16 protein-coding genes and 3 tRNA genes are annotated in these 16,986 nt (G+C 57.2%); 9 read left to right on the top strand and 10 right to left on the bottom strand.

Annotation, left to right across the window (positions count from 1 at the left end; genetic code table 11):
• Window positions 1-33 precede the first annotated feature (33 nt).
• Entirely contained in the window at window positions 34-1,062 is a 1,029-nt protein-coding gene (gene epmB / locus WFN61_RS08750; protein WP_337038540.1) for an EF-P beta-lysylation protein EpmB, read from the bottom strand.
• A 40-nt stretch (window positions 1,063-1,102) separates the two neighbouring features.
• On the opposite strand from epmB, the gene efp reads away from it, so the two are divergent.
• Window positions 1,103-1,669 (top strand): elongation factor P, encoded by a 567-nt coding sequence (gene efp / locus WFN61_RS08745; protein WP_144816609.1) that lies wholly within the window; start codon window positions 1,103-1,105, stop codon window positions 1,667-1,669.
• A 178-nt stretch (window positions 1,670-1,847) separates the two neighbouring features.
• Window positions 1,848-1,994, top strand: a complete 147-nt coding sequence (gene ecnB / locus WFN61_RS08740) for a lipoprotein toxin entericidin B (protein WP_042388694.1) — start codon at window positions 1,848-1,850, stop codon at window positions 1,992-1,994.
• 30 nt (window positions 1,995-2,024) lie between these two features.
• Here the strand turns inward: ecnB and WFN61_RS08735 are convergent, their stop codons facing one another.
• On the bottom strand, window positions 2,025-2,627 hold the full coding sequence (locus tag WFN61_RS08735) for a helix-turn-helix transcriptional regulator (RefSeq protein ID WP_313575331.1): 603 nt from the start codon (window positions 2,625-2,627) through the stop codon (window positions 2,025-2,027).
• A 265-nt stretch (window positions 2,628-2,892) separates the two neighbouring features.
• Here WFN61_RS08735 and sugE point away from each other — a divergent pair, with 265 nt between their 5' ends.
• Entirely contained in the window at window positions 2,893-3,210 is a 318-nt protein-coding gene (gene sugE, locus WFN61_RS08730; RefSeq protein WP_257758600.1) for a quaternary ammonium compound efflux SMR transporter SugE, read from the top strand.
• Here sugE and blc read toward each other — a convergent pair.
• The 5 genes from blc to frdA all read right to left on the bottom strand — a co-directional run bounded on the left by blc (window position 3,207) and on the right by frdA (window position 7,150).
• Window positions 3,207-3,737, bottom strand: a complete 531-nt coding sequence (blc, locus tag WFN61_RS08725; RefSeq protein WP_222888975.1) for an outer membrane lipoprotein Blc — start codon at window positions 3,735-3,737, stop codon at window positions 3,207-3,209. The genes sugE and blc overlap by 4 nt on opposite strands.
• Before the next feature lie 120 nt (window positions 3,738-3,857).
• Entirely contained in the window at window positions 3,858-4,217 is a 360-nt protein-coding gene (gene frdD / locus WFN61_RS08720) for a fumarate reductase subunit FrdD (protein ID WP_312275159.1), read from the bottom strand.
• A gap of 9 nt (window positions 4,218-4,226) precedes the next feature.
• Window positions 4,227-4,622, bottom strand: a complete 396-nt coding sequence (frdC, locus tag WFN61_RS08715) for a fumarate reductase subunit FrdC (RefSeq protein WP_257758656.1) — start codon at window positions 4,620-4,622, stop codon at window positions 4,227-4,229.
• Window positions 4,623-4,632: 10 nt separating this feature from the next.
• Window positions 4,633-5,367 carry a succinate dehydrogenase/fumarate reductase iron-sulfur subunit gene (locus WFN61_RS08710; protein ID WP_257758599.1) on the bottom strand — a complete coding sequence of 245 codons (735 nt, stop codon included), beginning with the start codon at window positions 5,365-5,367 and terminating at the stop codon, window positions 4,633-4,635.
• Window positions 5,360-7,150, bottom strand: coding sequence for a fumarate reductase (quinol) flavoprotein subunit (frdA, locus tag WFN61_RS08705; protein WP_257758598.1), 1,791 nt, complete (start codon window positions 7,148-7,150; stop codon window positions 5,360-5,362). The genes WFN61_RS08710 and frdA overlap by 8 nt, the downstream gene beginning before the upstream one ends.
• Window positions 7,151-7,390: 240 nt before the next feature.
• Between frdA and epmA the strand changes: the two genes are divergently transcribed.
• The gene (gene epmA / locus WFN61_RS08700; protein WP_257758597.1) at window positions 7,391-8,368 is read left to right on the top strand and encodes an elongation factor P--(R)-beta-lysine ligase; all 978 of its coding nucleotides are present in this window, start codon (window positions 7,391-7,393) and stop codon (window positions 8,366-8,368) included.
• Between the two features lie 210 nt (window positions 8,369-8,578).
• Window positions 8,579-10,081, top strand: a complete 1,503-nt coding sequence (gene yjeM / locus WFN61_RS08695; RefSeq protein ID WP_257758596.1) for a glutamate/gamma-aminobutyrate family transporter YjeM — start codon at window positions 8,579-8,581, stop codon at window positions 10,079-10,081.
• 80 nt (window positions 10,082-10,161) lie between these two features.
• Here yjeM and mscM read toward each other — a convergent pair whose 3' ends face one another.
• The 3 genes from mscM to rsgA all read right to left on the bottom strand — a co-directional run bounded on the left by mscM (window position 10,162) and on the right by rsgA (window position 15,647).
• A complete protein-coding gene (mscM, locus tag WFN61_RS08690) occupies window positions 10,162-13,494 on the bottom strand; it encodes a miniconductance mechanosensitive channel MscM (protein ID WP_337038539.1) in 3,333 nt (1,110 codons plus the stop codon).
• Window positions 13,495-13,530: 36 nt separating this feature from the next.
• On the bottom strand, window positions 13,531-14,496 hold the full coding sequence (gene asd, locus WFN61_RS08685; RefSeq protein WP_222888969.1) for an archaetidylserine decarboxylase: 966 nt from the start codon (window positions 14,494-14,496) through the stop codon (window positions 13,531-13,533).
• A 98-nt stretch (window positions 14,497-14,594) separates the two neighbouring features.
• Window positions 14,595-15,647 (bottom strand): small ribosomal subunit biogenesis GTPase RsgA, encoded by a 1,053-nt coding sequence (gene rsgA, locus WFN61_RS08680; protein WP_144816584.1) that lies wholly within the window; start codon window positions 15,645-15,647, stop codon window positions 14,595-14,597.
• 94 nt (window positions 15,648-15,741) lie between these two features.
• On the opposite strand from rsgA, the gene orn reads away from it, so the two are divergent.
• From orn to WFN61_RS08660, 4 genes are all read left to right on the top strand, one after another.
• On the top strand, window positions 15,742-16,287 hold the full coding sequence (gene orn, locus WFN61_RS08675) for an oligoribonuclease (protein ID WP_144816582.1): 546 nt from the start codon (window positions 15,742-15,744) through the stop codon (window positions 16,285-16,287).
• Between the two features lie 199 nt (window positions 16,288-16,486).
• Window positions 16,487-16,562: transfer RNA gene (locus WFN61_RS08670), tRNA-Gly, on the top strand.
• A gap of 76 nt (window positions 16,563-16,638) precedes the next feature.
• A tRNA-Gly gene (locus WFN61_RS08665) sits at window positions 16,639-16,714 on the top strand.
• An 84-nt stretch (window positions 16,715-16,798) separates the two neighbouring features.
• Window positions 16,799-16,874 (top strand) — tRNA-Gly (locus tag WFN61_RS08660).
• Window positions 16,875-16,986: the final 112 nt, after the last annotated feature.

The following is a 16,986-nucleotide window of genomic DNA, read 5'->3' as shown; positions in this document are numbered from 1 at the left end:
CGGGCGGCACTGCGTTTGCCCGGCCTACGGGGGCTAGCTCTGCCTGAGCTGTAAATCCAGCGGCGTTTTGCTCGGCTCGCCGCCGATCTCCCGTGCCAGTCGCGGCACCATATAGCCTGATACCAGCGTCAACAGCTCGCGCATAATCTGGCGGGCTTCATCATCTGTCACCATAAAGTGCGCCGCGCCCTGAACCTTATCCAGCACGTGCAGGTAGTAAGGCATCACGCCCGCATCAAACAGCGCGTTGCTGAGATCCGCCAGCGTCTGGGCACTGTCGTTAACGCCGCGCAGCAGCACGCTCTGGTTAAGCAGCGTCACGCCCGCAGCGCGTAGCGTTGTCATGGCCTGGCGAAACGACGAATCAATCTCCTGAGCGTGGTTAATGTGGTTAACCAGTAGGATCTGCAGTGACGAGCGGGCAAAGCGTGACGCCAGCGCGTCGGTGATGCGCGCCGGGATCACAATCGGCAGCCGACTGTGAATGCGCAGGCGCTTCACGTGCGGGATAGCCTCAAGCTGGGTCAGCAGCCACTCCAGTTCATGATCTTTTGCCATCAGCGGATCGCCGCCGGAGAAGATGATCTCATCCAGCTCAGGATGCGCGGCGATATAGTCCAGCGCGGCCTGCCAGTTGCGCTTGTTGCCCTGATTATCGGCATAGGGGAAGTGGCGACGGAAGCAGTAGCGGCAGTTTACCGCGCAGCCGCCCTTTACCAGCAGCAGGGCGCGGTTACGGTATTTATGCAGCAGTCCGGGGACAACGCTGTGCTGCTCATCAAGCGGATCGGTGCTGAATCCGGGGGCGGCAACAAACTCCTCCTGCGAGGTAAATACCTGTCTTAGCAGCGGATCGTTGGGGTTGCCACGCTCCATTCGCGCGACAAACGCTCGCGGGACGCGCAGGGCAAACAGGCGTTTCGCCGCCCGTCCTGCAAGCAGATTTTCATCGGCGTCTATATTTAACAGACGCAGTAGTTCATCCGGATCGGTAATTACATCGGCAAGTTGTACTAACCAATCTTCTCTGGATGGGGTATTTAGGGTTACAATATGCGCCATTTTGTGGCTTAGCTACCAGTTATCAATTTCAGAGGGCCTTATGGCGACTTACTATAGCAACGATTTTCGTGCTGGTCTTAAAATCATGATGGATGGCGAACCGTATGCGGTTGAAGCCAGTGAATTCGTTAAACCGGGTAAAGGCCAGGCTTTCGCCCGTGTTAAGCTGCGCCGTCTGCTGACCGGCACCCGCGTTGAGAAAACCTTCAAATCTACCGACTCCGCTGAAGGCGCAGACGTAGTAGATATGAACCTGACTTACCTCTACAACGACGGTGAGTTCTATCACTTCATGAACAACCAGACCTTCGAGCAGCTGGCTGCCGATGAGAAAGCGGTTGGCGAGAACGCGAAGTGGCTGCTGGATCAGGCTGAATGCATCGTGACCCTGTGGAACGGCCAGCCTATCGCTGTGACCCCGCCGAACTTCGTCGAGCTGGAGATCGTTGAAACCGATCCAGGCCTGAAGGGTGATACCGCAGGGACCGGTGGCAAACCCGCTACTCTCTCTACCGGTGCCGTTGTTAAGGTTCCGCTGTTCGTACAGATTGGCGAAGTGATCAAAGTTGACACCCGCTCTGGCGAATACGTCTCCCGCGTGAAGTAATTTATGCGCTAAGCCTGTCGGCGTGGCTCCCGCTGCGCCGATAGTTTTTCTACCCGCGTCTCTGCCTTGCCCCTCGCTCGAATTTTCTTAAAAAATCATCCTCTCCCGCCATTTTTTTGGATTTTGTCTATGCTTAAGTGGCAATACACAAATAACTTTGGCCTTAAAGGAAGATATTATGGTTAAGAAAACAATTGCAGCGATCTTTTCTGTTCTGGTGCTTTCTTCAGCATTGACCGCCTGTAACACTACGCGTGGCGTAGGTGAAGATATTTCTACCGGCGGTAGCGCTATCTCTGGTGCAGCAACTAAAGCCCAGCAGTAATCCCGGACGGTACGGCTGCTTGTCGTACCGTTACCTCACGCCTTCCGGCAGCGACAGGAACGGCGTAAAACGATTACACATCCCCAACTTCATCCGAATATTGCGCTTGTAGGTGTAGACGGTTTTCCCGTTAATGCCGAGACGGCTGGCAATACAGTGATTATTTGTCCCTTCCATCCACAGCGATAACACCTTCTCCTCCTGACGCGTAAGCAGCGGTGCAGCGGTCTGTGGCTCGGTATAAACAGGTCGTGCCAGCAGGGCAGTATCAATCGACTGCGCGAGCTTCGCCAGCGAGTCGGTTTTAGCCAGGCGGGCCGCGATTGGAAACTGCTGACAGTAATTTTCCATGTCGGCGTTATGACCGGACTGAAATAAAATAAGCTTGCTACGATCGCTGCAGGCCATGAGCAGGGATGAGAGCTGTTGAACATGGTGCAGATCGCCAGCGAAACCGTAGAGATCGGCAATAACCAGATCCGGCTGCCACTGCATAGCATGCTCTTTTGCCAGCATCAGGTTGTTCAGCCCGGTAACGACAACGGGAGTGGAAAATAAACCAGCTTGATTGAGCCATATCTCCAACCCTAAACGGGTGAAATAACAACGGTCAATCAAAAGAATTTTCAGCATGTCTTTATTCGCAGTCAGGATAGGGGTGACGGCTTGCTGCTAGCAGAAAGCACGCTATCATAGGGGGGAGCGCTAAAGGGTAAATGCGGGAACTCCGCTGCTAACTACCTCTATTTCTTGCTTTAAAGAGGCAAAACAGAGGGATTTATTAAAAAGTTGAAAAACAGAGCACCCCAGGCGACAATTCTTTCTTCACCTCAGCCTTGTGGGACGACCCACAAGCGCCATGTTTCACCGGGGACGGCCCCACAGTCGGGAGCCTGTTATGTCCTGGTTCATTCTGTTTATTGCGGGTTTGCTTGAAGTTGTCTGGGCCATCGGCCTGAAGTACACCCACGGTTTTACCCGTTTGATCCCCAGCCTTATTACCGTCAGTGCGATGATCGTCAGCATTATGATGCTGTCGTGGGCAATGAAAACCCTGCCGGTCGGTACGGCCTACGCCATCTGGACCGGCATCGGTGCGGTTGGCGCGGCAACCGCAGGTATTCTGCTGCTGGGTGAGTCAGCCAGCCCGGCGAGGATCATCAGCCTGGCGTTGATCGTTGCCGGGATTATTGGTCTGAAGCTCAGCACCCACTAGCGGTTCTGCGGTACCCAAATTAACTTTTCTACGGCAAATCCCTGGCGAGTCGCGGTATCCAGCAGCTGCTGTTTTACCTTGTCAGGGATAGTACGGGTGCGTGACAGGATCCACAGGTAGTCACGGTTCGGGCCGCAGACCAGCGCATGCTGGTACTCTTTATCCAACGCAATCACGTTATAGCCGCCGTAGAACGGGCCAAAGAAGGATACCTTCAGCGCGGCGCGATCCGGGCTGCCGGTAAAGTAAGCTTTGCCGTCAGTGGACTGCCACATTCCCCGTGACGGGTTGTAGCCTTTATTGATGACGTTGATCCCGCCATCGTCGCGTAGCGTATAGGTAGCGGTGACGTTAGTCAGACCGCGCTCAAAGCGATGGTCGAGGCGGGCAATCTCGTACCAGGTACCGATATAGCGTTTAGCATCGAAATGCTCGATAACCGTCACGCCAGAGGGCGGAGTAGGGGAACTACAGGACACTACGACAAACGCAGCGGCAACGGCAGCAACAACGGGTAGCAGACGCATGGCATTTTCCTTACAGGCTTTTTGCTAAGTGTAGAACCTGACTAAAGAAAATCTATTTTTACAGCGCAAGATATTTGCAGAATGCGATGCCCGACAGCGTTCCGCCGGGCATTACAGCTGTTAAAGGGTGATAACGCCAATCAGCGTGACAACGCTTAAGATCGCCGCCAGGCCATAGAACACCCATTTACCGTGGGGAATGTGGATTTTAAGATCGTGCATGCCGTGATGAATGCGATGCAGGCCGCACCACAGTGGCAGGACAATCATCAGAAAGATAAACGCCCGACCAATGAGGCTTTGCGCAAAGGCCAGCACCCGATCGTAGCCCAGCGCCTCGCCTGGATAGAGCCCGAGCGGCAGCAGAATGCCAACCAGCAGCACGATGACGGGCGCGACGATTGCGCCCCACATCCCGCCTGCGCCAAACAGCCCCCAGAATACCGGCTCGTCAGCACGTTTTGGGTTTGGGTTAATCATGAGGCCTCCTTACCAGAAGAGTGCAATAAACAGGATCGCTACGCTGACCAGCGCCGTGACGGCCCACAGCGCCCTGATGACCGGCTGCGACCCCAGCTTCTCACCTTTTACGATGACGGTAGCGGCTTTCGGGGCCAGCTCAAACCAGGTTTTAGTGTGCAGCAGCGCGGCGGCAAGCGTCAGCAGATTCAGGATAATCACGACGGGGTTTTGCAAGAAACCGACAAAGCCCGCCCATGACTCCGGGCCATGCTTCAGCGCAAACAGGCCGTAGATCAGCACAATGCTGAACCAGACCGTGGGCACTGAGGTGCCTTCGCGCAGCATGTAGAAGCGGTAAAAGGGCAGGCTTTTCCACCAGCCTGACGGCATCGGCTGCACCCAGGGTTTACGTTTCGTTGTCATCATGCGCTCCTTAGCGTGGTTTCAGGGTGGCGATCAGAAAGTCTTTTGAGCTCTCTACCTTACCCTGCTGAATAGCCGCCGCCGGATCGACATGCTTCGGACAGACTTCTGAGCAGTAGCCGACAAAGGTACAGCTCCAGACGCCGTTCTCGCCGTTTAGCTGCGCCATGCGATCCCGCTTGCCGCGATCGCGGCTGTCTTCGTTATAGCGATGGGCCAGGGTAATCGCCGCCGGGCCGATAAACTCCGGATTCAGGCCAAACTGCGGGCAGGCGGCATAGCACAGCCCGCAGTTGATGCAGCCGGAAAACTGGTGGTATTTCGCCATCTGCGCTGGCGTCTGGCGGTTAGGCCCCTGCTCCGGCGTGCGGAGATTACCAATGATGTAGGGCTTGATGGCCTCCAGGCTCTCGATAAAGTGGGTCATATCCACCACCAGATCGCGTTCAATGGGGAAGTTACCCAGCGCCGCCACCTTCATGCCCTTCGTGTAGTCGCGAAGGAAGGTTTTACAGGCCAGCTTCGGCACGTTGTTTACCATCATGCCGCAGGAGCCGCAGATAGCCATGCGGCAGGACCAGCGGTAGCTCAGGTCGGGCGCGAGGTTATCTTTGATGTAGCCTAGCGCGTCCAGCAGCGAGGTCTGTTCATCGTAGGGCACCTCATAAAATACGCTGTGCGGAGCGGAGTCGACCTCCGGGTTGTAGCGCACCACCTCAACGTTCAGGTTTTTCATCTCAGCCATTCGCCTTCTCCTTGTTCTCGGCGGCTTCCGCTTCCCCACCGTAGACGCGTTTCGCCGGCGGTAGCGTGGTAATGTTGACATCGCTGTAGTCAAGGCGCGTTGTGCCATCGGCATCGCGGAAGGCGAGGGTATGTTTCAGGAAGTTGACGTCGTCACGCTCGGTGCAGCCTTCGTCCAGACGCTGGTGTGCCCCGCGCGACTCTTTGCGGGCCAGGGCGGAGTGCGCCATACACTCGGCGACGTTCAGCCCGTGTCCCAGCTCAATGGTGTAGAGCAGCTCGGTATTAAAGACGCTGGAGGTGTCGGTCACGCGCACGCGCTTAACGCGCTCCTGCAGCTCTGCCAGCTTGTCGACGGTTTTCTGCATCAGCTCTGGGGTTCGGTAGATACCGCAGCCCTCCTCCATCGACAGGCCCATCTCATCACGGATTTTTGCCCAGCTCTCGTTACCCTGCTGGTTAACCAGTGCGTTGAGACGCTGCTCGACATCAACCGCCTGAGCAGTGAGAGCGCTATCGGCAGCGGTACCCGCGGCACGTGAATGCGCAATGGCGCGCTCCCCGGCAAGACGACCAAACACCACCAGCTCCGCCAGCGAGTTTGAGCCGAGACGGTTGGCACCGTGCAGGCCGACCGAGGAGCATTCGCCCACGGCAAACAGCCCTTTAATGCGCGTCTCGCACTGGCTGTCGGTCTCAATGCCGCCCATGGTGTAGTGGGCGGTAGGCCGAACCGGGATAGGCTCTTTCACCGGATCGACGCCGACATAGGCCTTAGCCAGCTCACAGATAAAGGGCAGGCGCTCAAGAATTTTCTTTTCGCCAAGGTGGCGCAGATCGAGGTAGACCACGTCACCGCGCGGAGTGGAGATAGTGTTGCCCTTACGCCACTCGTGCCAGAAAGCCTGGGAGACTCTGTCGCGTGGGCCCAGCTCCATATATTTGTTCTTTGGCTCGCCCAGCGGCGTTTCCGGCCCCATGCCGTAGTCCTGCAGATAACGGTAGCCATCTTTATTAACCAGAATACCGCCTTCACCCCGGCAGCCCTCTGTCATCAGAATGCCGGAGCCCGGCAGGCCAGTGGGGTGATACTGCACGAACTCCATATCGCGCAGCGGTACGCCGTGAGCCAGCGCCATTCCCATGCCGTCGCCGGTGACGATGCCGCCGTTGGTGTTATAGCGATAGACGCGCCCCGCACCGCCGGTGGCCATCACCACCGCGTTGGCGCGGATCTGCATTAGGGTGCCTTCCATCATATTCATGGCGACCAGGCCGCGAACCTGCCCGTCGTCCACGAGGATATCAAGGACAAAATGCTCGTCGAAGCGCTGGATCTGCGGAAACTGCAGGGAGGTCTGAAAGAGGGTGTGCAGCATATGGAAGCCGGTCTTATCGGCGGCGAACCAGGTGCGTTCGATCTTCATCCCGCCGAAGCGGCGCACGTTGACGCTGCCGTCCGGGCGGCGGCTCCACGGACAGCCCCACAGCTCAAGCTGGGTCATCTCCGTCGGACAGTGGTGGACAAAATAGTCGACCACGTCCTGCTCGCACAGCCAGTCGCCGCCGGCTACGGTGTCGTGAAAATGGTACTCAAAGCTGTCATGATCCTGCGTGACGGCAGCAGAGCCTCCCTCGGCCGCCACCGTGTGGCTGCGCATGGGGTAGACCTTTGAGACAAGGGCGATTTTCGCATTGGGATCCGCCTGGGCGGCCGCAATAGCAGCGCGTAAACCCGCACCGCCAGCGCCTATAACGACGAGATCGGCTTGAAAAGTGTGCACGACATTCCTCCAGATTGGCTGTAAACAGTTCCACTGCTCCATTATGGGTACGCCAGTATACCCGTAGGGATCAGAGGGAAATTTGACGTGTTCGATTTTTTTGCCGATCTTTGCAGCCGTTTTTTGCTCTGGCCCGTCACGAAAAAGGGTTCTCATTGCGTAAATTTGCCGCACAGAATTTGTCTCCGGGTCGCCCGTCGAGTAGACTTCGTGCCCTTGTCTGACATCGGAGAACACACCATGAGTGAAACGGCAGCCTGGCGGCCGAGCGCATCTATTCCTAACCTGCTGAAACGTGCAGCAATAATGGCCGAGATCCGCCGTTTCTTTGTCGATCGCGGCGTGCTGGAGGTGGAGACACCCTGCATGAGCCAGGCGACGGTCACGGACGTTCATCTGTTCCCGTTTAAAACCCGTTTTGTTGGCCCAGGCCACTCTCAGGGACTGGATCTCTATCTGATGACCAGCCCGGAGTACCACATGAAGCGCCTGCTGGCTGCGGGCTGTGGACCGGTTTTCCAGCTGTGCCGCAGCTTTCGTAATGAAGAGATGGGGCGTCATCATAACCCTGAGTTCACCATGCTGGAGTGGTATCGTCCGCACTATGATATGTACCGGCTGATGAACGAAGTAGACGATCTGCTGCAACAGGTACTGGATTGCCCGGCGGCGGATTCCCTCTCCTACCAGCAGGCGTTCCAGCGTCATCTGGATATCGATCCGCTCTCAGCCGACAAGCAGCAGCTGCGTGATGCTGCGGCCAGGCTGGATCTGAGCAATATCGCCGATCGGGAAGAGGATCGGGACACGCTGCTGCAGCTGCTCTTTACCATGGGCGTTGAGCCGCACATTGGCAAAGATCGCCCGGCGTTTGTCTATCACTTCCCGGCAAGCCAGGCGGCGCTGGCACAAATCAGCACCGAAGATCATCGCGTAGCGGAGCGGTTTGAGGTCTATTTCAAAGGCATGGAGCTGGCGAACGGTTTCCATGAGCTGACCGACGCCCGTGAACAGCAGCAGCGCTTTGAGCAGGATAACCGCAAGCGGGTGGCCATGGGCCTCGAGCAGCAGCCTATCGATTACAATCTGCTGGGCGCGCTAGAGGCGGGTCTGCCGGACTGCTCCGGCGTAGCGCTGGGTATCGATCGTCTGGTCATGCTGGCGCTGGGCACAGAGACCCTGGCCGAGGTGCTGGCTTTTTCGGTCGATCGCGCCTGATTGTTATTGCCGGGCGGCGCTCTGCTTGCCCGGCCTACGGCAGTGCTGTAATAGTGCAAAATAAAATATTACTTTTTGTGCTAATTTCCTGTTTCATCTTTTGCTTTCCCTCCTGAAGTCACAATTTAAACCTGCCGCTTTGTTACTATCCAGCCGTTCGTTTGGGTAACTTTTTTACCCTCTCTTTCACCAGACAACATGGATAGATCTATGAGCGACAATCTAAAAAAGATGAGCCTGATGGGGCTTGTTCTCATGATATTTACGTCGGTTTTTGGCTTTGCTAACAGCGCCAGCGCGTTTTATCTGATGGGCCACAGCGCCACGCCCTGGTATATCTTTGCAGCCCTGTTCTTCTTCATTCCCTTTGCCTTGATGATGGCCGAGATGGGAGCTGCCTACCGTAAAGAGGAGGGCGGGATCTACTCGTGGATGGAGAACAGCGTCGGGTCACGCTACGCGTTTATCGGCACCTTTATGTGGTTTTCATCCTATGTCATCTGGATGGTAAGCACCGCCGCGAAGGTATGGGTTCCCTTCTCCACCTTTATCGTTGGCGCAGATATGACGCAGCGCTGGCACGTTGCTGGCTTACAGCCCACGCAGGTGGTGGGCGTTTTGGCCGTTGTGTGGATGGTGGTGGTAACCTTTGTGGCGGCCAAGGGTATTAATAAGATCGCCAAAATCACCGCCGTCGGCGGGATTGCCGTCATGTGTCTCAACCTGGTGCTGCTCCTTGCCAGCATCGCGATTTTATTGCTCAACGGCGGGCATTTCGCCGAGGCGATCAACTTTACTGCCTCGCCGAATCCGGGTTACCACTCCGATCTCTCTATGCTGTCGTTTATGGTTTTTGCCCTGTTCGCCTACGGCGGCATTGAGGCGGTAGGTGGTCTGGTGGATAAGACCGAAAACCCTGAGAAAAACTTCGCTAAAGGGATCATCTTTGCCGCGGTGGTGATCTCTATCGGCTACTCTCTGGCCATCATTCTGTGGGGCGTCAGCACTAACTGGCAGCAGGTGTTAAGCACCGACTCCACCAACCTGGGCAACATTACCTACGTGCTGATGGAGAGCCTGGGCGCAACGCTGGGCAACGCGCTGCACATGTCGCCTGAGGCAGCTAGCCTGACCGGCGTCTGGTTTGCCCGAATAACCGGTCTGTCGATGTTCCTCGCCTATACCGGGGCGTTCTTTACGCTGATCTACTCCCCGCTGAAGGCGATTATTCAGGGGACGCCAAAAGAGATGTGGCCTGCGCCGATGACGCGTTTAAACAAGAGCGGCATGCCTGAGACATCAATGTGGCTCCAGTGCCTGCTGGTGAGCCTGATCATTCTGCTGGTCTCGTTCGGCGGCGGTACGGCATCGGCGTTTTATAACAAAGTGACGCTGATGGCGAACGTCTCCATGACGCTGCCGTACCTCTTCCTGGCGCTGGCGTTTCCCTTCTTTAAGGCCAAAACGGATCTGCATCGACCCTTTGTGATTTTCAAATCCCGCAGAACGACGCTGGTGATGACCGCCATAGTTGTGCTGCTGGTGGCCTTCGCCAATATCTTTACGGTCATTGAGCCGGTGATTGAGAAAGGGGATTTGAGCAGCGCTCTGTGGATGGCGGGCGGGCCGATCTTCTTCTCGCTGCTGGCGCTGGGGCTTTATGAGCGCTACCAGCGGCGCATCAGTCGCGTGGGTGGGCTGTCACCCCGCTAAAAAAATGCCGCAGCGATTAAGCTGCGGCGTTGTTACTCAGTTTTGTGACGACTCAGTTTTGAAACTACTCAGTTTTGAAACTACAGGCTACCCGATGGGCGCTGGCCGCGTCCGGCAGAGCTTAACGTCCTGGCGGCGCGTTTGCCGTCAAGAGACTCCAGACGCATCTGGAACGGCGGGAACGGCAGGTCGATGCCGTGCTCGCGGAAGCCTTGCAGGATCAGCTGATGGATCTCGTGGCGCAGCGGCATCCGGTGGCCCATCTCAGCGGCATAGATACGCAGCTCAAAGAGCTGAATACCCTGCTGCAGATCTACCAGGAAGACCTCCGGCGGCGGGTTATCGATCACCAACGAGCAGCGCTCAGCGGCGGTGTAGAGCAGCTGGGTAACCTCTTCGCTGTTGGCATCGGAGGGCGCGGGAACGGTAAGCACCACACGCGTTACCGAATCCGACAGCGACCAGTTGATAAATTGCTCGGTGATAAACGCCTTATTCGGCACGATGATCTCTTTGCGGTCCCAGTCGCTAATGGTGGTGGCACGGGTGTTGATCTTCGTTACGCTACCGGTGAGATCGCGAATGGTCACGGTATCACCAATACGGATCGGTTTCTCAAACAGGATGATCAGGCCAGAGATAAAGTTGGCAAAGATCTCCTGCAAACCAAAACCTAATCCCACACCGAGAGCCGCTACCAGCCACTGCAGTTTTGACCACTCGATACCGATCATTGAGAAGCCCACCAGGCCACCGAACAGCATTAGCAGATATTTGGTGATGGTGGTGATGGCATAGCCCGTTCCCGGCGTCAGGTCGAGATGCTGGAGCAGCGCCAGCTCCAGCAGGGCTGGCAGATGCCGCACCAGCTGGGTGGTGATGATAAACACCAAAATAGCGATCAGCACCGCGCCGAGGGTGATCGGCTCCAGACTCTCTACGCCCTGTACCGTCGAGGTAACGTCCCACAGGGAGATATTCTCCAGGAAGCCAAACGCGGAGTGGATCTCTGACCACAGCACAATCACCGAGAGCAGGGCGATGAGCATCAGAATCGAGCGCACCAGCCGCAGCGACTGGGCGCTGATGGCATCAAGATCCAGCTCGCTTTCGTCCACCTCTACCGCGCCTTCCGTGCTGGTCGAGTGGGCCTGCTCCTCTTCGCCACGGGCGCGCTGGGCCAGAATTTCTGCCCGGCGATGTCTTGCGCGGTCAAAGGCCAGGCGGCGGCGCTGGATCAGCATCCAGCGGCGGATGATGTGATACACCACCAGCAGCAGGAACCAGATCGCCACCGAGGTCTCCAGACGGGCCAGCAGCGCCTGGGCGGTTGCCAGATAGCCCACGGCCGCCGCCAGCATCGCCGCCAGCGGGGCGCTCATCAGCAGGTTCCACAGCATGCGGTTAACCATGTTGTCGCCGCTGCCGGTTTTATCGACGTAGAGCGGGATCCCGGCGCGTTTCAGGCTTAGCGTCACCACGGCCAGCGCGCCGCAGATCAGCATAAAGCAGAGGCGGCCAAGGGAGCCGGAGAACTCCCGGTCGTTGAGATTATCAAACATGATCAGCGCCATAATCAGCGGCACGATCAGGCCGATACTCATCAGGTAGGAGCGCAGGCCGCGTGCGACCCGGCTGCGCGGCCAGCCAAAATGCACGACAAACAGGCCGGTCGGGCGGGCGAAGGTGGCGCAGATCATCACCACCCACAGCAGCGGCACGGTAGCGGTAACGCCGTCGCCAATCGCTACCGCCAGCGGATAGGGCCAGGCGGATCGCAGGCCGTAGCCGAGCGTCGCCCACAGCACCGGCAGCGGAGAGGCCACAAGAATCGACCAGAACACCGTGCGCAGCGTGAGCCAGAAGTGATCCTGTGTTACTTTGCCGACCTTCGCGCTGGAGCGCTCCAGGAAGCGGGTAAAGTGCTTGCGGGAGTAGACGCTGAAGCCTACCAGCACCAGCGCGCCAAACAGCGGCAGCAGCGTCTCTTTGCTGGTCAGCATCATCATCGTCGCCTTGCCGAGCTGGTTTACGGTATCCAGCGAGATGAGGCGACGCAGATCCTGCACGATTTCAATCGGCCAACTGAGCGTCATCGGACTGACGTCGGCGGTCCAGAAGAGATAGCGGTGGGTGGCTTCGTTGACCTCTTTTAGTGCATCCTCAAGCTGGCTGTTGGAGACCTTCAGCTTGGTCAGCTCAAGGATCAGCGTGTCACCTCCCTGCAGCAGAGAGGTGAGCAGCTCGCGCTGGGTGCGCAGCTGCGCCTCCAGGATACGGCTCTGCTCGGCGGTCAGCGGCTGCCCGTCCGCCTGGCGGATCTGGCGCAGCTGAGGCTGCTTGTTGAGCAGATCCTCATAGTGCATGCGGTGTACCCGCAGCTGGGCCATCTCGGTATCCAGCTGCTGCGGCTTCGGCATCTCCGGCAGCCGGGCCACCTGGGCGCGCAGCGCATCGCCGAGCATGTTAGAGACCCCCAGCCACTGGGCCTGCTCACGCAGCGTATTCAGGGCCTGGCGTACCTGCAACGTCTGGCCGGTCGCCTGGCGCTGCTGGGAGGCCACCAGATCCATCCGCTGGGCCTGCTGGTTGAGCGCCTGCGACAGCTCGCGGTTGATTTTGAACTGGTCAACGATGCGCGCAGGCAGGTTAGCGCTGTTCTCTGCCAGCAGCTCGGTGCTCTCCAGCGCCTGCTCGGCCTCGCGCTGACGCTGGCCGTTAAGCTGGTTACGCAGCGCCTGAAGATAGGCATCCAGCTGCTGGGCCTGCTTCTGGGCCAGCTCGGATCGCATCCGTGCCAGCTCTTGACGGTTATTCGCCGACAGCTGGGCAAGCTCCAGCTCATCCACCTGGGCTTTCAGCCTGGCGGAGGCCGCCTGCGCGCTCAGGGTCTGCGCCTGGGCCAGCGCGGTTGTACCGCTCTGCGTGCCGATGCGCCGCTCTACTTCGCTTAGCTGGCGGCGGGCGTCGGTCTGCTGCTGCGGAAGCTGGCTTAAGGAGTCATTGATCTCCCGGGCGCGCTCCTGCTCCTGCTGAGCCTGGCGCGTTTTTTCCAGCAGCTGGCTGCTGACCTGAAGGATCTCCTGGTTCAACGCATCGGTGCTAATGCCAGCCGGAACGGCTTTAGGCTCGTCGCGCAGGTTATTGAACTGGCTACGCAGCGTCTGGGAGAGTTTGGGGAAGTCGTCGATGACCTGCTGATACTGTTTAGTACGCTCAAGGGAGCCGTTACGCTCCTCAAGGGCATTCAGCGCGGACTGGAGCGCCTCCACGGTTTCCGCCTGCTCTGGTGAGGCGGCGGCCGCTTTAGCCTGCTCCAGCTCCTGGGTGATCTGTTTGGCGTCGGGGATCGTCGCAGCGTACGCCCCCGCGCTGAGGCACCATGCCATCAGAAATGCGATAATCAGGCGCACGTTGCTATACCTTTGTGAAAGTAAACCGTTGTTAGATCAAACCGGGTCTTTGTTGTCGTCTACCAGCGGGTTGGCGTCGTGCTCGGCGTCAATCTCTTCCTGCGGCAGCGGGGTAGGGGTGACGTCCGGGGCAACGGCCTCGGTAGAGTAAGCCAGCGGCTCGCCGATTTTAGTCACCGACAGGCTCTCTAAATGCTCTGCCAGCGCTACGCTGCCCGGTGCGAAGAGGTTAATCACCGTTGAGCCGAGCTTAAAGCGACCCATCTCCTGGCCCTTCAGCAGCGCCACCGCACCTTCGCTTTCGCCTTCCGGCCACGTCCAGCGTTTGATGATGCCTTCGCGCGGCGGCGTGATGGTGCCTGCCCAGACGGTTTCGATGCTGCCAACGATGGTCGCGCCAACCAGAATCTGCGCCATCGGGCCAAATTCGGTGTCGAACACGCAGATAACGCGCTCGTTACGGGCGAACAGGTTCGGTACGTTGCGCGCGGTGAGGTGGTTAACCGAGAAGAGATCGCCTGGAACGTAGATCATCTCACGCAGGATGCCGTTGCAAGGCATGTGAACGCGGTGATAGTCACGCGGCGACAGATAGGTGGTCGCGAAACTGCCGTCACGGAACTTGTCCGCCAGCAGATAGTTACCGGCCAGCAGCGCCTCAAGGCTGTAGTGATGGCCTTTGGCCTGCAGCAGCTTGTCGTTTTCGATACGGCCCAGCTGGCTGATCACGCCGTCGGCAGGCATCACCAGCACGTTGGGATCGGTGTTAAGCGGGCGGACTTCGTCGCGCAGCGGGCGAACAAAAAAGTCGTTAAAGGTGCGATAGCTGGCGGTATCCGGCTTTTGCGCCTCCTGCATATTGACCTTGTAGTATTTGACGAACAGATCGATGACCAGCTTGGTCAGCCATCCTCCGCGTTTGCTTGCGCCCCAGCCCGCGAGGCGAGTGAGCCACAGTTTAGGCAGAATGTATTGAAGCGAAAGTTTAAATGAGTCTAACAAGGTAGCCTCCAGGCTAGTATTTTGGTCGTTCCTGATCCGCAACGCAGCAGCGGACCCTTAAAAAAAGGGGACGATTTTAGCGATGCTCAGCTTAATTGTCAGTCGTCGGATTCAGAAAAGCTTTTACGCGTTTTTACCTGCGCCATGCTCTCCAGAATACGGTGATAGTTTTCAAACCGGGTTTCAGCAATGTCGCCCCTGTCAACGGCTTCCCGGATTGCGCAGCCAGGATCGTTGGCGTGCTTGCAGTCACGGTATTTACAGTGACCGAGATAGTCGTGGAATTCGACAAAGCCGCGGGTAATTTGTTCCGGCTCCAGGTGCCAGAGACCAAACTCCCGCACGCCAGGGGAGTCGATCACATCCCCGCCGTGCGGGAAGTGGTAGAGCCGCGCCGCGGTAGTGGTGTGCTGGCCGAGTCCCGAGTTGTCAGAGACATCGTTGGTGAGGATCTCTTCCTGTAATCCCAGCAGGGCGTTCAGCAGGCTCGATTTGCCAACGCCTGACTGGCCGGCAAAGATGCTGATGCGATCGGTCAGCGCCTCTTCCAGCGGTTTCAAGCCGTCCTGGGTATGACTGGAGACCATCAGAACGCGGTAGCCAATCTTACGATAGACATCCATCTGCTCGTCCACAAATGCCCTGCTTTCATCGTCCAGCAGGTCAATCTTGTTGAGCACGATGAGCGGTTCCACGTCCAGGGTTTCACAGGCCACAAGATAACGGTCGATGATGTTAGGCGACAGCTCCGGCAGAATAGCGGAGACAATGATGATCTGATCGATATTGGCAGCGATGGGTTTTACCCCGTCGTAAAAATCGGGGCGGGTTAGCACCGACGTGCGCTCGTGCACTGCCTCAACGATGCCTTTTACGTTAACGCCTTCAGCGGCGGCCTTGCCTGGACGCCAGACCACACGGTCACCGGTGACCAGCGAACGGATCGTACGGCGGATGTTGCAACGGTGAACGTTGCCATCGGCGGCTTCAACGTCGGCGTGCATACCAAAACGGCTAATGACAATCCCTTCGGCGGTTTCGCCAAACAGGTTATCGTCGTAATCCGGCTTCTCCGTAGACGTTTTAAGCCGACGCTGGTGGTTTGCTTTCACACGGCGCTGCTGGCCTTTGGAGAGTTTATTTTTACTCAATCGTACTGACTCCTGGTCGCCCCTGATGGGCAAAACCTCTATGATAGATGCTAATTTAGATAATTATAGTCGTGCGAGATGGGTGGAAAATAGCATGAGTGCAAATGAAAACAACCTGATTTGGATCGATCTTGAGATGACCGGGCTGGATCCCGAGCGCGATCGCATTATTGAGATCGCAACCCTGGTCACCGATGCCAACCTAAATATTCTGGCGGAAGGCCCGGTGATCGCCGTGCATCAGTCCGACGAACAGCTGGCGCTGATGGACGAGTGGAACGTACGCACCCATACCGGCAGCGGGCTGGTGGAGCGGGTTAAGGCCAGCACCCAGGGCGACCGCGCCGCCGAACTGGCGACCATTGCTTTCCTGAAGGAGTGGGTCCCGGCGGGGAAATCCCCGATTTGCGGCAACAGCATCGGTCAGGATCGTCGCTTCCTGTTTAAGTATATGCCAGAGCTGGAAGCTTACTTCCACTATCGCTATCTCGATGTTAGCACCCTGAAAGAGCTGGCACGTCGCTGGAAGCCGGACGTGCTCAACGGCCTGAAAAAGCAGAACACGCACCAGGCGCTGGATGATATCCGCGAGTCCGTGGCCGAACTGGCTTATTATCGCGAGCATTTTATTAAGCTGTAAGCGCAACATACCCGGCGGCACAGGCTTGCCGGGCATGTTGCATGCGATCCGATGTAAAAGTGTGCAATGTGACGAATATTGCAGCGTTTGAACTTAATTTCGCAAAATTCGCTTTGCAGGGGGTTGCAGCTAAAATGATTTCTCGTATAATGCGCCTCCCGTAACGATGAGAAATTAACGTTACGACAGCAACAAGTTTGCGGGAATAGCTCAGTTGGTAGAGCACGACCTTGCCAAGGTCGGGGTCGCGAGTTCGAGTCTCGTTTCCCGCTCCAAAAGTTGCTGCAAGCAGTACCATCCAACTCATTGGATTTCGAGCTGCAACAAGGCAGCTTGAAAGACGAAGATTAAGCGGGAATAGCTCAGTTGGTAGAGCACGACCTTGCCAAGGTCGGGGTCGCGAGTTCGAGTCTCGTTTCCCGCTCCAAAATTTGAAAGTATCGTAAGATACGCACCATCCTAATCACAGGATTTCGAGCTGCAACAAGGTAGCTTGAAAGACAAAGATTAAGCGGGAATAGCTCAGTTGGTAGAGCACGACCTTGCCAAGGTCGGGGTCGCGAGTTCGAGTCTCGTTTCCCGCTCCAAATTTTCTCTTCTGAATAAATTATCCACAGCGCAAATGCCTGCTGGCATCGTTTTATTTCTGTTTTGACATATTCTTGTAAACAGAGTTATCCACAAGGGTACTACCACCTC

Origin of the sequence: Pseudescherichia sp. AS216, assembly GCF_037152055.1 — a bacterium.
GTDB lineage: Bacteria > Pseudomonadota > Gammaproteobacteria > Enterobacterales > Enterobacteriaceae > Pseudescherichia.
The sequence above is the reverse complement of the archived record's forward strand: the minus strand, read 5'-3'. Positions and strand labels throughout refer to the sequence as shown.

Excerpts from the sequence above, each read along its gene's own strand:
- efp (WP_144816609.1), top strand. The coding sequence starts at position 1,103 with ATGGCGACTTACTATAGCAACGATTTTCGTGCTGGTCTTAAAATCATG.
- epmA (WP_257758597.1), top strand. The coding sequence starts at position 7,391 with ATGAGTGAAACGGCAGCCTGGCGGCCGAGCGCATCTATTCCTAACCTG.
- frdC (WP_257758656.1), bottom strand. The coding sequence starts at position 4,622 with ATGACAACGAAACGTAAACCCTGGGTGCAGCCGATGCCGTCAGGCTGG.
- frdD (WP_312275159.1), bottom strand. The coding sequence starts at position 4,217 with ATGATTAACCCAAACCCAAAACGTGCTGACGAGCCGGTATTCTGGGGG.
- WFN61_RS08735 (WP_313575331.1), bottom strand. The coding sequence starts at position 2,627 with ATGCTGAAAATTCTTTTGATTGACCGTTGTTATTTCACCCGTTTAGGG.
- orn (WP_144816582.1), top strand. The coding sequence starts at position 15,742 with ATGAGTGCAAATGAAAACAACCTGATTTGGATCGATCTTGAGATGACC.
- yjeM (WP_257758596.1), top strand. The coding sequence starts at position 8,579 with ATGAGCGACAATCTAAAAAAGATGAGCCTGATGGGGCTTGTTCTCATG.
- blc (WP_222888975.1), bottom strand. The coding sequence starts at position 3,737 with ATGCGTCTGCTACCCGTTGTTGCTGCCGTTGCCGCTGCGTTTGTCGTA.
- sugE (WP_257758600.1), top strand. The coding sequence starts at position 2,893 with ATGTCCTGGTTCATTCTGTTTATTGCGGGTTTGCTTGAAGTTGTCTGG.
- ecnB (WP_042388694.1), top strand. The coding sequence starts at position 1,848 with ATGGTTAAGAAAACAATTGCAGCGATCTTTTCTGTTCTGGTGCTTTCT.
- epmB (WP_337038540.1), bottom strand. The coding sequence starts at position 1,062 with ATGGCGCATATTGTAACCCTAAATACCCCATCCAGAGAAGATTGGTTA.
- WFN61_RS08710 (WP_257758599.1), bottom strand. The coding sequence starts at position 5,367 with ATGGCTGAGATGAAAAACCTGAACGTTGAGGTGGTGCGCTACAACCCG.